We start from the raw sequence: 15,954 nt of genomic DNA on the forward strand, positions 1-15,954 counted from the left end.
TTTGATATCCCCTAGTAATTTCGGATGTTTTTACTAGGGGATATGGCGCCATCTCATTATTGGTATGGTCGGTCTTGGATTTGCTATAGCAGTCCTATCTGAATTGTAAAAATGATATGCACGTAGAGACGCAATTTAATTGCGTCTCTACGTCATGTACACATATTTTCAAACCAAGGGATGAAGAGTAATACCGTGAAATTTACCAAAATTAGAATTAAATGGCAGATGGTGGTGTCACAATGATTAAATCGTGGATGGTTATTCTTGGCGTTGGTTTTATTATCGCGCTGGGCGCCAACTTTTTTACTCCTGATGACCGTAAGTGGTTCAATCGTTTACAGCGTCCACGTTGGTTGACCTTTGAAAAGTTGATACCTGTAATTTGGACTGTTGTTTTTGTTTGTGCTGGATGGTCTGCTTATATTGTTTGGGAACGTAACCCAGGTACTACAGAAACTTGGTTACGAATGGCTACATATATACTATTAGAAATACTCACAATTGCATATACGCCTGTAATGTTTAGACTTCGCAGTTTGAAAGTCGGTACAATCATTGGTGGCGCCGGATTTGTGGTAGGTTTATTACTCACATTATTTGTGCTTCCCGTTTCTGGTTCAGCAGCTTTACTTCTTGTACCGTACTTACTGTGGAGTCCTATAGGTACTTATACTACTTGGGTAATGGCTCGTTTAAACCCTCGCGATGCTTAATACTATACCCATAATTTCTCCAACCATAGATTGATTAATAGTTACAGTCAGGGTTGACAAAATAGATTTATAACTTTACTTGCAGAGTTTGAATACTATGTTGCAATCTTGGATAGTAATTGGTGCAATTACACTAATAGTACAATTCGGAAGTTTTTTCATTACTCCCCGCGATGTTAAATGGTTTGCTAAACTAGCTCGTCCACGTTGGTTGGTATTTGAACCTTTAATTCCTGTTATTTGGACTGTTATCTTTATTTGTGGCGCCGCATCTGCTAACTTTGTATGGCAGAAAAATCCAGGAACCTTACAAACTTGGTTATTTATGGGTTTTTATTTGCTGTTGGAAATAATTACTGTCACGTATATTCCTTTAATGCTTAGATTCCGTAGTTTGCGTGTTGGAGAAACTATTGGTTCTGTTGGTGTAATCTTGGGTTTGCTTTTAACATTCTCTGTTCTGCCTGTTTCTCGTTTTGCAGCACTGCTACTTGTACCTTATTTGATTTGGAGTCCTGTCGGCGCCTATACTACTGAAGAGTTAGTACAGCTAAATCCTCAAGATGCATAAGAGTCTTTGCAACGGATACAACGGATGTAACGGATAATTTATTGATTACAAACAAAATCTAGTTATTTAAAATCAATCATCCGTTACATCCGTTTATAATCCGTTGCCAATCTTCCGTATTTTGCGGTGACGATATTATTTGGGTTTTTTTCGTTGTGTTGCCATGCCCACATTTGGTCGCCATATGAAAAGTGCCACCATTCACGTGGGTTACGATGAAAACCTGCTTTTTCCATGACTTCGCACAATAGTTTGCGGTTTGAGTGATATTGGTTTGAAGTACAATGATTATTATTATCGTAGTAGTTGGGGAGTGACCTATCAGACATTTCATCGATAGGTGAACCCATATCAAGTATTTCTTGATTTTCATTTACTAAAGTTACATCGAGTGCGGCGCCTGTACTATGAGGTGGTGGAGTTTTCATGTCTAAACTCGGTACTGCCCAGATTTTATATACTTCTTCCCAAACTTGTTGACGTTGTGTTGGTGTTAAATCTGATTCGATTAATTTTTTTTGTTGAATCCAAGATGTAAAGCTATAATCGACCATAAATTGCTGTACTGCGACTGGACGATAAGCATCAAATATCTGGATTTGCCAGTTAGGATACTTTTGTTGCAGATAATTTTGAGCTTCAATCAAACAGTCTATTACACTCTGTCTTAAGAAATATGGTGAGTATTGCCCGTAAGGGGCGCCTAATTTTTCGTATGGGTGGGGTGTTTCTACGGCGAAGTTTTCTAGAGGGATTTTTACCAGTGGTTCATTACATTCGATGATTGGTATATTGTTATATGGTCGCATTATGTAGTTAGGAGTTAGGAGTTAGTTTTGTCATGTTTACATGCACAAGAAACTTCGGGTACTGGGTCGTAACCACCTGGGTGGAAGGGGTGACAGCGTAAAATGCGCTTTGTAGCTAACCAACTACCTTTGATGGCGCCAAATCTTTCGATAGCTTGAATGGCGTACATTGAACAAGTCGGTTGAAAGCGACAAGTTGGCGGAAATAGGGGAGAGATAAACATCCTATAACCGCGAATCAACCAAATAAATAACTGCTTCATTTTAAATGTAAACTGGAACTATAAAAGACAAAATTTACTGTTTATTATTTAGTGTTGTATCTTTGATAACTTTACTTACTGATTTAGATTCAAGTTACCCTTTGTGGCTGCAAATTTCTAGTGTTGCAGCTTGGGTTGGGTTTGTCCTGTCTCTCGCATGGGTCGTTAGCCGTACTGTGAGTAAAGACACTGAAATTTTGCGAAAAATTGTTCACATTGGCACAGGTAACGTAATTTTACTGGCATGGTGGCTTGATATACCCGCTATTCTAGGCATTACTGCTTCGATTTTAGCAGGCGCCATAACGCTATTATCCTATCGCTTTCCGATTTTACCCGGTATCAATAGTGTGGGGCGCAAAAGCTTGGGCACGTTTTTTTACGCTGTGAGTATTGGTATCTTAGTCGCCTGGTTTTGGTACCTCAATCAACCTTACTACGCAGCGTTAGGTATCTTAATAATGACGTGGGGTGATGGTTCTGCGGCACTAGTAGGACAGCGTTTTGGGAAACATAAATATACAGTCCTAGGCGGGCAAAAAAGCTGGGAAGGTTCATTATCAATGACCTTCGTCAGCTTTGTTATCTCTAGTTTGATTTTATATAGCGTTCAAGGCAATATTTGGCAAACTTGGGTTGTGTCCTTAATTGTTGCTGTCGTGGCAACAGTTTTAGAATCATTTTCCTTCCTAGGTATCGATAATCTAACCGTCCCTTTAGGAACTGCTGCCCTAGCCTTCTACCTCAACCAGGTAATGTACGTCACGCACCTCACTAATTAATGGCCATACCCATTATTGTGGTACCCGTTATTTTGGTACCCATTATTGTGGTACCCGTTATTTTGGTACCCATTATTGTGGGAACCATGACCGTACTTTTTGTGACCACTATGACGGTAGTAATTGGTTTGATGGTAGCCACTATGGCGAGGACGGTAGTAATTTTGCTGCTTATATCCGCCATATGACTGACGTTTGTAACGAGGTTTGCAATTAGATTGGTAGTTATAGTTGTTGGCGTAATATTGAGGCTCCGAATCTTGTACACTTTGTGCGACTTCTGATTGTGCGCTACTTTGAGGAGTTACTGCTGCTTGTGCAGAAACTGTGCTAATCCCTAAATAAGCGGGCAACATGAGGGCGCCAACTGCTAATTTCCAAAGCATTATGTTTTACTCCTGATAATGTTTAACTTTTGAATGCAAGAGATATAATCGTCTGTAGCGTGCTACTTGCTTTTATGCTTAAACTGTGGACGTTTTAGATTTATATACAGCATTTGACTGCTGCAAATGATTTTCGCCAATTGATAAAAATCTTGAATCTAAAGTCCTTCGTTAATTTCTGTCCCATTGGTAGAAGCTTTAAGAAATAGTTATCACAATACTCATAGTCGATATGGTTACTCGTGAGCGCAACTGTACTTTTCACGATATTTTTATCTTTTATTTAGAAATAGAAGCCGGGTTTTTACAATCAACCCGGTTTTTTTGATAGTATTTATGCCCAATTGTTAAATTTTAATAAAATTTGTAAGTAAGCGTGTGTAGCTTTATAAGCCGCATAGTGGAGAACCTAGACAGCAGGACTACGGATTTGTAAAAGGAATAGCAGAATATACTGCATGAGACAGAATATAAAATAACCAAACTCACTACCCGTAGGCAGAGTAAAAATAAAACGTTGCCAGACAATATAAAACATAAATATGACGTACCGCGAGTCAGTAAATCATTAAATTTTCATAAAAATAAAGCAACGTAATAATAATGACCTTCTTTAATTATTCAGTACCACCGTTACGCCGTAAACAAGCCACTCTAGATATACATGATATCGAGGGACTTTGGCTTGTCAATTGGCAAATTGGCTCTTTTAGACTTTATTCTAATTTTTATACTCGCATTGACCAAGCATTTTTGGTGTGGAGCTTATTGCTTATTCCTATGTTTATAACAGCCCAGTTTCTACCAGTTGATTGGAGTCTACAAGCAACATTATGGTCGGTTCTGAGCTTTATTGGCACTATTGTGATGATGAGTTGGTCGCATTACTGGGTAAAACGCAGACAAGTGGAATGGTTGCTATACTTATGGGCAGCATTAATGCTAGTAGGAATTATTCTAACTGATTTAGGTATTTCTTTTGGTTGGGGAGAAATACTGCTGAATTTATGTCCGTTATGGTTAGGACTTAGCGCTACTGGATATTTATGTACTGGTTTAGCTGTACGTTCTCGCACGCTTTTAATAACAGGCGCCGTACATTTACTAGGTATATATATACTAAGATTTATTGGGGAATGGCAATTTTTAGCAACAGGTGCTTTGATGGCATTTTGCTTACTATTACTGGCAGAATTTGAATGGGATCATTTGTAAAAAGCGAGAAACCGGGTTTCTTTAAAAAACCCGGTTTCTAAATAATTATTTTTTTACCTACAACTTGTCAACGTGACCTTTAAACGGTTCACCACTGAAAGGTTGTACACCAATATTTGGATAAGAATCGTGCGTAGGAGCAAAAATTTCCATCGCAGCTTCGCTAATATACTGGGTGACGACTGCTACAATCTTCGAGATAGACATAACACTATACCCCTTGTGTGATTTCTTTAATCACTATTTTTTTGTGATATTCATACTCTAGTTCCGATGACATTAGTTAGCTTATATTCGCAACATATTTAAATTAGATGCAATATTACTTGAAGTTATTGTGAAGTTCTACTACTGTTTTTTATACTTTTCGTAACATAGCTGGCAACGGATGGAACGGATGTAACGGATATACTAAAAACGGGTTAAAACTAGACTTTTCAAGCAAACGAAAATCTTTAAAATGCGCTCTAAAGCGGGAAAACTCTGTTTACGTTCACGACTCATGACAAAGTTTAATTTTCACCCTTTTGGGGTATAAGTTATTTGTCATGAACAATGACTTGCTATCTAAAACAAACCATCCTTTACATCCGTTTATCATCCGTTGCCAATAAATTTAAGTACAACCATTACAAAATGTTAAATATTTTATTAATTGAGCATTATATTTACCGTAAATATACTATTTCAGCCAGGTTGTCTACTTTCTAGCTTTTGTCACTTGACATTATTTTTGGTGAAAACTACCATAATTGTTATAAGCATTCTTCGGAGGCGCCTTTGACAATGACCATTTATTCGGGGTTGGGCTATCTGGAAAGAGACATGCAGCAATCATCGCTATTTGTGAGTGAGGATGATTGTAGTTTGCTGACAGACCTTTACCAGTTAACAATGTCAGCTTGTTATGTAGGTGAAGGGGTTGAAAACAAAAGAGCGAGTTTTGAGCTATTTGTGCGTCGTTTACCATCGGGGTTTGGTTATTTGATTGCAATGGGTTTGGCGCAAGCGTTGGAGTATTTGGAGAAATTGCGGTTTAATCAGACGCAAATAGAAGCTTTGAAGCGAACTTCTATTTTTGATAACGCACCAGATAGATTTTGGAAACTACTAGAAAACGCTCGGTTTACAGGTGATGTTTGGGCGGTTCCAGAAGGTACCGCTGTCTTTGAAAATGAACCATTTTTACGGGTTGAGGCGCCTCTATGGCAAGCACAGTTAGTAGAGACGTATTTATTAAATACGATTAATTATCAAACTTTGATTGCAACACGTGCTGCGCGCATTCGTGATGTGGCAGGTGAAAATGCGACGCTGTTGGAGTTTGGAACGCGACGTGCGTTTAGTCCTCAAGGCGCCGTGTGGGCGGCACGTGCAGCGTTAGCGGCAGGTTTAGATGCTACATCAAATGTGTTCGCTGCGTTACAGTTAGGTACGCAACCGAGTGGTACGATGGCTCATGCGTTAGTTATGGCACTTTCAGCACTTGATGGTAGTGAAGACCAGGCGTTTACGGCATTCCATCGTTATTTTCCTGGTGCGGCATTATTAATTGATACCTATGATACGGTAGCGGCAGCTAAAAAGTTAGCTGAGAAATTAAATTCTGGAGAAATAGAATTGGCAGGGGTTAGACTTGATTCTGGAGATTTAGTAAATTTGTCAAATCAAGTACGTTCTTACTTACCAAATGTACCAATTTTTGCCAGTGGAGATTTGGATGAGTGGGAAATTAGCCGTTTGAAAAAATCAGGCGCCCAAATTGACGGTTATGGTTTAGGTACAAAACTAGTAACGGGTTCTCCTGTGAATGGAGTTTATAAATTAGTAGAGATAGATAGTATACCTGTAATGAAGCAGTCGAGCGGTAAAACAACATACCCAGGACGAAAACAAATTTTTCGACGTTATGTAAAGAATGACAATGGTATTAAACTAGAAAACGACCGTTTGGGGTTAATGACAGAAGAACCATTAGAAGGAGAACAACCTTTATTACAAGTATTTATCAAAGAAGGTATACGTATAAAACAGCAAGAAGATTTAGCTACTATCAAAAAACGTACTCAAGCGCAAGTAGCAAGCTTACCTGAGCAAACAAGACAAATAGAAAATAGCCACGCACCGAAAATTGTGATATCAGAAGATTTAGAGCAACTGACTCAAATAACCAAAAAAAATCAGAACTAACTTATGCAAATAGCCTTATTTGGAACAAGTGCCGACCCGCCAACTGCTGGACATCAAAAAGTATTAAAATGGTTATCAGAATGTTTTGATTTAGTTGCGGTATGGGCGGCAGAAAATCCTTTTAAATCGCATAAAGTATCATTAGAGCATCGCGTCATAATGTTACAAATGCTTATTGATGGTATAGAGTCACACCCTAGTAATGTACATTTACAACAAGACCTCAGCAGTTTACGAACTTTAGAAACGTTAGATAAAGCCAAGCAAAAATGGCATTCGGCAGAGTATACTCTAGTAGTTGGTTCAGATTTGCTTACTCAGCTACCCCGCTGGTATCGAATTGAAGATTTATTGCAACAGGTAAAACTTTTGGTAGTACCACGTCCAGGATATGCAATAAATGAAACTAGTATGCTTCGAGTAAAGCAACTAAGCGTTCAGGGGGGCGCCAAAATAACAATTGCGCCAATAACTGGTTTAGATGTTTCTTCTACATCGTACCGGGAACACGGCAACTCTGATGCTTTAACACCATCTGTAATAGACTATATCAATCAACAGCATTTGTACAAATGCCAGGACGTAACTCAAAATTGCCTGAACGCTCGCTAAATCAACAATCTTTGGCAGATTTCAAAGTTGGTGTTGATAATGTGATATTTTCAGTAGACACTGCCCAAAATCGGCTATTAGTTCTGTTAGTAATGCGGCAGCAGCAGCCGTTTATCAATTCTTGGAGTCTTCCTGGTACTCTAGTACGACAAGGAGAGTCTTTAGAAGATGCTGCGTACCGAATTATGTCGGAAAAAATTCGTGTGAATAATCTTTACTTAGAACAGTTATATACATTTGGTGGACCGAAGCGTGACCCTAGGGAGGATTGCGACAGTTATGGAGTTAGATATTTATCGGTTAGTTATTTTGCTTTAGTCAGATTTGAAGAAGCCGAACTAATTGCTGATGGAGTGACTGGAATTGCTTGGTATCCTGTTAAAGATGTTCCATTACTAGCATTTGACCATAACGAAATTTTGACATATGGACATCGGCGCCTGAAAAACAAGTTGGAATATAGTCCTGTTGCTTTTGATGTGTTGCCTGATATGTTTACTCTTAATGATTTGTATCAGTTATATACAACAGTTTTGGGTGAGAATTTTTCTGATTATTCTAATTTCCGTTCCCGACTTTTGAAGTTAGGGTTTTTATCAGATACTGGTGTTAAGGTTTCTAGAGGGGCTGGGCGCCCTGCTTCTTTGTACCGCTTTGATGCTGATGCTTTTGCACCGTTTAAAAATAAACCTTTGGTTTTTATATAATATTGGGCAACGTTGGCAACGGATATAACGGATGTAACGGATATAACGGATGATTTATAAATTATAAACAATGACTTTTTTTTCAGATGCTCTTTTTCCCCCCGAATCTACGCTACGGTGTACACATAAGTCTTAAAAAGGTCTTGTAGCAGGGGTAGCAGGGGTGGCAGGGGGGGGAAAAGTATGGTTTTTTGAAATCCTCCAACTCTCCAATTGCTTGATTTTCCGTACCCCCCCTGCACCTGAAGCTTAAGAACCCCCGATGCCAGAAAGTTGTGTGTACACGACAGCCTTATCAAGGGGGGTCAGGGGGGATTTTCTAAGGCTATAGTCTCATTCTATACTTTTCAAACATCCTCTTAGAAACGAATCAACTATCCGTTACATCCGTTGTATCCGTTGCCAATATTTTTACCATACCTACAATATCAACAATTATGAAAATTTCAATTGCACAACTGAATCCTATTATTGGTGATTTGCCGGGAAATGCTGCGAAAATTCTGGATGCTGCACGTAATGCGGCTTCGTGTGGCGCCCGTTTGTTGTTAACTCCGGAACTGTCTTTATGTGGGTATCCACCTAGAGATTTATTGTTAAATCCTAGTTTTGTTGAGGCGATGAATAGCACGTTACAGCAATTAGCACATGATATTCCAGAGAATTTAGCTGTATTAGTTGGTACTGTTGAGGCAAATGTGAAGTCAAGCATTAACGGTGGTAAAGGCTTATTTAATAGTATGGCACTGCTGGATGAAGGCAGGATTACACAAGTTTTTCATAAGCGTCTTTTACCAACGTATGATGTTTTTGACGAACATCGCTACTTTGAGCCAGGGTTACAAGCTAATCACTTTACCTTAGATGACACTAAGATTGGTGTTACTATTTGTGAGGATTTGTGGAATGATGAAGAGTATTGGGGAAAACGTAGCTATGCCATCAACCCAATTGCAGATTTAGCGACTCTAGGTGTAGATTTTATCATCAATTTATCTGCTTCTCCTTATAGCGTTAGCAAACAAAATTTACGCGAAGCAATGCTACGATACAGCGCGATTCGATATCAGCATCCAATAATATATGTTAATCAAGTTGGTGGTAATGATGATTTATTATTTGATGGCAACAGTTTTGCACTCAACCGTAAAGGAGAAATTGTTTGTCGGGCAGCAGGTTTTGATACTGATTTAGCATATATTGAATTTGATAGTAACTGTTCAGGGGGGCGCCACGACTTACTACCAAGTTCGATTATTTCAGCATGTGAAAGCGAAGACGAAGAAATTTGGCGTGCTTTAGTGTTAGGAGTTCGTGACTATGCCCAAAAATGCCGCTTTTCTAAAGCTGTTTTAGGTTTAAGCGGTGGTATAGACTCTGCTCTTGTCGCTGCTATTGCCACTGCTGCCCTTGGTAAAGAAAATGTCCTCGGTATCTTAATGCCCTCACCTTACAGTTCCGACCATTCAATTAGTGATGCCTTGGCACTAAGTGATAACCTTGGTATAAAAACACAAACTATTCCTATCGGAAACTTGATGGAAGGGTTTGATAATGCTTTGGTTGGTTTATTTGCAGGTACAGAATTTGGATTAGCCGAAGAAAATATTCAATCTAGAATTCGCGGTAATTTACTAATGGCAGTGGCAAACAAATTTGGTTACTTACTACTTTCAACTGGTAACAAATCAGAAATGGCTGTAGGTTACTGTACTTTATACGGTGACATGAATGGAGGACTCGCAGTTATTGCCGATGTTCCAAAAACACGAGTTTATTCATTATGTAACTGGTTAAACTCAAATACCGAAATTATCCCCAATAATATATTAGTCAAACCACCAAGTGCGGAATTAAAACCCGGACAACTAGACCAAGACTCATTACCAGAATACGAAATCTTGGACGATATTTTACAAAAACTCATACACGAACATCAATCTGCTGCTCAAATAGTAGCTGCTGGACATGACCCTGCTACAGTAAACCGAGTCATTCAAATGGTAGCACGCGCAGAATTTAAACGAAGACAGGCGCCACCAGGAATCAAAATAACAGACCGAGCGTTCGGTACAGGATGGCGAATGCCCATTGCTAGTAACTGGTTAGCGGTAAAAGGCGCCTATCAAGCACCGTAGGCTGGCTGGAGGAACGGAACCCAACATCAGAAGCATGGAGCATTTGTTAGGTTCCGTCTTTAGTAAATTTAGCATACCAGGGACAATGGTCACTAAATAACAGGAAGGTTAATCATAAACTCGGCGCCTTCCCCAGGTGCTGAATTGACTTTAATAGTTCCACCGTGTTTCTCAACAACAATTTGGTGAGCAATTGCCAATCCCAACCCCGTACCTTTACCAACGCTTTTAGTAGTAAATAAATGGTCAAAAATACGTTCCTTAACTGACTCGCTTATTCCCTTTCCATTATCTTTAATACTAATTGTTACTTGTTTTTCGTCTATATTAACCGAGGTTTTAACTGTAATGCGATTAGCGTTGGCTTTAATTTCTGCAAAAGTACGTCCGTTATTTGACTCTTCCAAAGCATCAATTGCGTTAGCAAGCAAATTCATAAATACCTGATTTAGTTGACCGGGGAAACACTGCACCTGGGGAATTTGACCATAGTCTGTTATGACTTCAACTGCTGGACGATTTTCCGAGGCTTTAAGACGGTGTTTGAGGATGAGGATTGTACTGTCGATACCATCATGGATATTAAAACTAACTGGTATATCTGTATCTGCACGAGAAAATGTCCGTAAACTATTGGAGATACTTCGGATGCGCTTCACTCCTTCTTTCATTGAAGAAAGTAGTTTGGGTAAATCTTCGCGCACATATTCTAAGTTTATAGTTTCAATTTCATCTTTAATTTCTGCACCGGGATTGGGAAATTTTTCCTGGTATAAATCAACTACACCAAACACATCTTTTACGTAATCAAGTGCGGGTTCTATATTTCCAGCAATAAAGCCAACTGGGTTATTAATCTCATGTGCTACACCTGCAACCAAATTACCCAAAGCTGACATTTTTTCATTTTGTACTAGTTGCAGTTGCATCTGCTTTAAGTCTGACAAAGATTGTTCTAATTGTTGAGCATAATTTTGTGCTTGAGTCGCATAGTCTTGCGCTTGTTTATAAAGACGAGCATTTTCTAAAGAAATTGCCACTTGTGAAACTAACAAGTTAAGAAGTTGTATTCTATCTGTTGTAAAAGCTCCAGTTATCAGACGATTTTCTAAGTATAATATCCCAGTTAAATTACCTTGGTTGATAATTGGAGTACACAATATACTACGAGGTTGTTCCCGTTGAATGTAGTCATCAGCTATCCATGCTATTTTTGCAGTTGCATGATCAATTACTAATGTTTCTAGAGTATTTTTTACATAGTAAATAATGCTATGAGGGATATCAAGGCTTTCTGCAATAGGGATAGATTGTAGGACTTTTGTTTCAGTTTCTTGCTGGTTATGAGAAATTTGAGCAATTACTTCAATGACTAAATTGTTATCTCTGTGCAACAACAAAGCAGCTTTTTTCGCTCCTGCATTTTCTATCACAACTTGCATGAGGGTAGCAAGCAAATTGTCTAATTGAATTTCGCTAGAAATTGTTTGAGATGCTTTAATTACTGCTGGTAAGTCGAGAATTGATGTGGTTGTGGTGCTGGTGGAATGAATGGTGTTAGCAGAGTTTATCAAAATAGTTCCACGTTCTGCACTCAAGTTAGGCTCGAATTTGAGAACGGGGGAAAGCAGTTCGGGATAGCGTTTTTCTAAATCATCAACTTTAGCTTTAGCACCCCAACGTCCATAGCAATAATAAGCATTTGTTATGTAAACTCTAGCAAATTGTTCTCTACCATCATCAAGATATAATTTAGCAGCAAGCTCATTAGCAAGAGCTTCAATATTAAGATATTCATTTTCCTTTGCAAGAGAAATAGCGCGGTCGTAGAGCGTAATAGCTTGAAATTTTTGACCTAAAACCCGATGTCGTTCAGCTTCAACAAGATAGTATTGATGCAAATGATTCATAGGAGCAGTACTTGCTACTTTATGCAGCTTTTTCTGATTGCTTTGCGCTCGTTTCATCAACTGTTTTTGTTGAGCAGGTGGAGATTGGTTAAAGAGAGCCAAACAAATTAAAGAGTCATAAAAATAGGAGTTTGGTAAAATAAATGTCGAAGTTGCAGCTTCTGCATATTTTTTTGCTACATCTGCCGACTCAAGAGCTTGCTGATATTCTCCAAATAAGTAACGAGCAATAGATTGAAATACAGAAGTAAAAAATACACCTGGTTTATCACCTAATTCTATTTGTAAATTTAATTTTTCTGTTTCATCAAAAACTTCACCTTTGAGAATATGTGGCGATTGAGAATTCCCTTTTAAATTAAGAACTAGTTGAGCGAGAGCATCAATATAATTCTGTGCAGCTGACTGCTTCAGTTGAGCAACAACATTATGATATATCTGTAATTTATTTTCTAATTTGATTAAATCAAAACCACTTAAATAAAGATGTTGGCAGTAAATCATTACTGACCAAGAAGCATATTCAATATCTCCGCTGTTTATACCAGCTTGATAAGCCTCTAACAAAGAATCTAATGTTGTATTAACATGGTTTTTCCAAGGTTTTATGAAGGCGTAAACCATGAAAATAACTTTACATTCAATCTCTTTAGCATTAAAGGCTTGGAGAATTTTTAAAGAAAGTTCTCCAAACTGATAACCTGTTTGGACATTCCCTAAAATTCCACATAGAATTAATGCGTAGCAGACATATCCAAATGCAGACAGACGATGGTTTCCCATTTTCAGACACAGATTAAGATTTTTAAATACTAGTAGTGCCATCAACTTGGGTGAACTAATATAAGCAGCAGAAACTACGCTGAATAATAGGCGAGTCGCTGCTATTGTCTCAGAATGATTCATTCTTGGTAAGCTCACCAAAGCATCCACTGGTTTCCCAGCTAATGCAATCTTGGTTCCAACTAAACCTAGTAAAACTTGTGCCATACTCGGTTGGGTTGGTAATTGAATACCGAGTGTATTTAAAATATATAAAGCAGCATTAATCGCTTTTGGTGATTGATTTTGTGCGACATAAGCTTGAATTTTTATTTCGTAAACTCTTACTTGGTCTGAAATTTTTTTACTATGCTTTATAATTGTTTGAGCATTTTCTTCCATCTGGTCAAAATTTCCTAAAAGATAGGAAACTTCAGCATCCTCTTCGTAAATTGCAAGTGTTAATTCATACTGATTTTTCCAAGCTTCTGCTTCTAATAGTTGTTTTCCGACAGCTAAATAGCTGCTTGCTGCCACATATGCTATTGTACTCTTGGCTTTTTGTGCTGCTTGCAAATTTAATTGAGCTAGCTGTTGACGGGGAGCAACCTGCGTAATTAGGTTAATTCCCAAATTGAAATGACCTACAATATCAAATAACTTTTCTTCCAGTTCTACTTGAGAAATTCCATTTAATAATAATTGTCCAATTTTTAGATGAGTCGTTTGTTTTTTATCATCAGGAATTAGAGAGTAAGCTGCTTGTTGAACGCGGTCATGAAGAAAGCGATATTTAACTAACTCATGATGACTTGTTTGTAACTGCTTATTCGATTTAAGATTATTTTCTTGATAAAACTTGTAAATTTCACTTTCTGGTAAGACCAATCCTTCCTGTAAAGCTCTCCATAAATTTGCGGCTGTTTCTTGCAGCGATATTTGCGAAACAACGGAGAGGGTAGTTAAATCAAATTGGTTGCCAATACAAGCCGCTAATTTTAATAATGACTGGGTTGGCTGCGGTAATTTTTGTAATTGCAGCGCCACAAATTCGACAACATCATCAGTCATTGCTAAGGCTCTTATTCGAGCAATATCACATTGCCAAATTCCGATATTAAAATCAAAAGTAATCAGCCCATCTTCATATAGTGCCTTAAGGAACTGCGTTGTAAAAAATGGATTACCCTTTGTTTTTTGATAAACTAATTCTGCAAACTGCTGGGAAATAGAAAAATTACAACTGAGCGTATCTGCAACTAAATTATTTATATCTAATTCACTTAGCGCATCTAACGTAATAGTCTTTACGGTTGCCCCTGCTTTTTTCATCTCATCCACTGTCAAAATAAACGGATGAGATGGTGACACTTCATTATCTCGATATGCTCCAATAACTAATAAATACTCATTATTTCTTTCACTCATTAATAATTGGATTAACTTTAGCGATGCTGAATCAGCCCACTGTAAATCATCCAAGAAAATTACTAGTGGATGTTCTTTGCAAGTAAATACTTTAATAAAATTTTTAAATAATAAATTAAATCGATTTTGGGCAGCATTTCCAGATAACTCAGGCACTGGTGGTTGTTGACCAATAATTGTTTCTAATTCGGGGATAACTTCGATAATTACCTGTCCATTTTCACCCACTGCTGCTGAAATATTCGCCTTCCATTTTTGTAATTGAGCATCACTTTCACTCAATAATTGCCCCATAAAATCACGGAAAGACTGCACAAAAGCACTGAATGGAATGTTACGTTGAAACTGGTCGTATTTACCTTTAATAAAATAACCACGTTGACGAACTATTGGTTTGTGAACTTCAGAAACAACTGCAGTTTTACCAATACCAGAAAAACCTGCTACAAGTATCATTTGTGTACTACCTAGACTCACCCTATCAAATGCTTCTAGCAATGTTTCAACTTCTTTTTCTCGACCGTAGAGTTTTTCTGGAATTAAGAAACGGTCGCAAATATCCCTTTGTCCTAATGTCAAATCAGCAATCTTACCAGTCTCTTTATATTGATACAAACAGTTTTCTAGGTCATATTTCAACCCTAAAGCGCTTTGATAGCGGTCTTCGGCATTTTTCGCCATCAGTTTGGCAATAATGTTTGATATAACTAATGGAATTTCTGGGTTAATGCTATGTGCTGGTAATGCTTGTTTGGCAATATGAGAATGCACCAATTCCATTGGCTCATTGCTAACAAAAGGCAATTTTCCTGTTAGTAATTCGTAGAAGGTAACGCCTAAGCTGTAAAAATCTGTACGATAATCAACCAAGCGGTTCATTCGTCCTGTTTGTTCTGGCGAGATATAACCTAAAGTACCTTCCAAAATATTTGGATTTTGTAGTTGTTGTGTTTCTCGTGGTAGAAGTGAGGAAATGCTTAAATCTATGAGTTTTATTTGTCTCGTTTGCGGATGAATTAATATATTTGCAGGTTTGATATCTTTATGGATAACGTGGTGACGATGTAATCCGTCAAGAATTGTGGCAATTTGTACAGCAATACTCAAAAAATCTGCTTTATCCTTCGCTCCCCAGTCCCCGTTTTGCACTACCCACTCTTTAAGGGAAACACCATCAAAATCTTCCATCACCAGAGCATAGCCATTGTAGTGAGTTTCTAAGCTGTAGGGTTTGATAATGCCAGGAATGTCCAGGTTGAGGGCAATAGTGTACTGGTTACGGAACTGAACAATTTCGCTAAAACTGGGATATTCATTCCGCATCAGCTTGATAATAACAGTCTGAAGGTCTTTTTCCCGTATGGCTCTATATACTAATGTTCTAGTACCTGCGTAGATTTGTTCCTTGATGCTGTAACCCAAAACGTTGACCATTGTATCCCCCATCATCCTGCAAACAGCTTGT

At 38.1% G+C, this 15,954-nt stretch carries 13 protein-coding genes; 8 read left to right on the forward strand and 5 right to left on the reverse strand.

Annotated elements, in window-relative coordinates:
* Window positions 1-242: 242 nt before the first annotated feature.
* Complete coding sequence (locus tag DSM106972_RS12095) at window positions 243-716, forward strand: TspO/MBR family protein (protein WP_127081203.1); 474 nt, start codon at window positions 243-245, stop codon at window positions 714-716.
* Window positions 717-813: 97 nt separating this feature from the next.
* Complete coding sequence (locus DSM106972_RS12100) at window positions 814-1,287, forward strand: TspO/MBR family protein (protein WP_127080944.1); 474 nt, start codon at window positions 814-816, stop codon at window positions 1,285-1,287.
* An 83-nt stretch (window positions 1,288-1,370) separates the two neighbouring features.
* On the opposite strand, the gene DSM106972_RS12105 is transcribed toward DSM106972_RS12100, so the two are convergent.
* Together DSM106972_RS12105 and yidD are read right to left on the reverse strand one after the other, a co-directional pair.
* A complete protein-coding gene (locus DSM106972_RS12105) occupies window positions 1,371-2,096 on the reverse strand; it encodes a M15 family metallopeptidase (RefSeq protein ID WP_127080945.1) in 726 nt (241 codons plus the stop codon).
* A 14-nt stretch (window positions 2,097-2,110) separates the two neighbouring features.
* On the reverse strand, window positions 2,111-2,359 hold the full coding sequence (gene yidD / locus DSM106972_RS12110) for a membrane protein insertion efficiency factor YidD (RefSeq protein WP_127080946.1): 249 nt from the start codon (window positions 2,357-2,359) through the stop codon (window positions 2,111-2,113).
* 62 nt (window positions 2,360-2,421) lie between these two features.
* On the opposite strand from yidD, the gene DSM106972_RS12115 reads away from it, so the two are divergent.
* A complete protein-coding gene (locus DSM106972_RS12115; RefSeq protein WP_127080947.1) occupies window positions 2,422-3,141 on the forward strand; it encodes a diacylglycerol/polyprenol kinase family protein in 720 nt (239 codons plus the stop codon).
* On the opposite strand, the gene DSM106972_RS12120 is transcribed toward DSM106972_RS12115, so the two are convergent.
* Complete coding sequence (locus tag DSM106972_RS12120) at window positions 3,138-3,527, reverse strand: hypothetical protein (RefSeq protein ID WP_127080948.1); 390 nt, start codon at window positions 3,525-3,527, stop codon at window positions 3,138-3,140. The two genes, DSM106972_RS12115 and DSM106972_RS12120, sit on opposite strands and share 4 nt — an antisense overlap.
* A 603-nt stretch (window positions 3,528-4,130) precedes the next feature.
* Here DSM106972_RS12120 and DSM106972_RS12125 point away from each other — a divergent pair.
* The gene (locus DSM106972_RS12125; RefSeq protein WP_127080949.1) at window positions 4,131-4,742 is read left to right on the forward strand and encodes a hypothetical protein; all 612 of its coding nucleotides are present in this window, start codon (window positions 4,131-4,133) and stop codon (window positions 4,740-4,742) included.
* Window positions 4,743-4,799: 57 nt separating this feature from the next.
* Here the strand turns inward: DSM106972_RS12125 and DSM106972_RS52170 are convergent, their stop codons facing one another.
* Entirely contained in the window at window positions 4,800-4,949 is a 150-nt protein-coding gene (locus tag DSM106972_RS52170; RefSeq protein WP_019490121.1) for a hypothetical protein, read from the reverse strand.
* Between the two features lie 579 nt (window positions 4,950-5,528).
* On the opposite strand from DSM106972_RS52170, the gene DSM106972_RS12130 reads away from it, so the two are divergent.
* The 4 genes from DSM106972_RS12130 (at window position 5,529) to DSM106972_RS12145 (ending at window position 10,389) form a co-directional block, all read left to right on the forward strand.
* A complete protein-coding gene (locus tag DSM106972_RS12130) occupies window positions 5,529-6,932 on the forward strand; it encodes a nicotinate phosphoribosyltransferase (protein ID WP_127080950.1) in 1,404 nt (467 codons plus the stop codon).
* 3 nt (window positions 6,933-6,935) lie between these two features.
* The gene (locus tag DSM106972_RS12135) at window positions 6,936-7,544 is read left to right on the forward strand and encodes a nicotinate-nucleotide adenylyltransferase (RefSeq protein WP_127080951.1); all 609 of its coding nucleotides are present in this window, start codon (window positions 6,936-6,938) and stop codon (window positions 7,542-7,544) included.
* A complete protein-coding gene (locus DSM106972_RS12140; RefSeq protein WP_127080952.1) occupies window positions 7,505-8,251 on the forward strand; it encodes an NUDIX hydrolase in 747 nt (248 codons plus the stop codon). Before DSM106972_RS12135 ends, DSM106972_RS12140 begins: the two co-directional genes overlap by 40 nt.
* Window positions 8,252-8,688: 437 nt before the next feature.
* The gene (locus DSM106972_RS12145) at window positions 8,689-10,389 is read left to right on the forward strand and encodes an NAD+ synthase (protein WP_127080953.1); all 1,701 of its coding nucleotides are present in this window, start codon (window positions 8,689-8,691) and stop codon (window positions 10,387-10,389) included.
* 92 nt (window positions 10,390-10,481) lie between these two features.
* On the opposite strand, the gene DSM106972_RS12150 is transcribed toward DSM106972_RS12145, so the two are convergent.
* Window positions 10,482-15,923 (reverse strand): trifunctional serine/threonine-protein kinase/ATP-binding protein/sensor histidine kinase, encoded by a 5,442-nt coding sequence (locus DSM106972_RS12150; protein ID WP_127080954.1) that lies wholly within the window; start codon window positions 15,921-15,923, stop codon window positions 10,482-10,484.
* Window positions 15,924-15,954: the final 31 nt, after the last annotated feature.

The organism is Dulcicalothrix desertica PCC 7102, assembly GCF_003991905.1.
GTDB lineage: Bacteria > Cyanobacteriota > Cyanobacteriia > Cyanobacteriales > Nostocaceae > Dulcicalothrix > Dulcicalothrix desertica.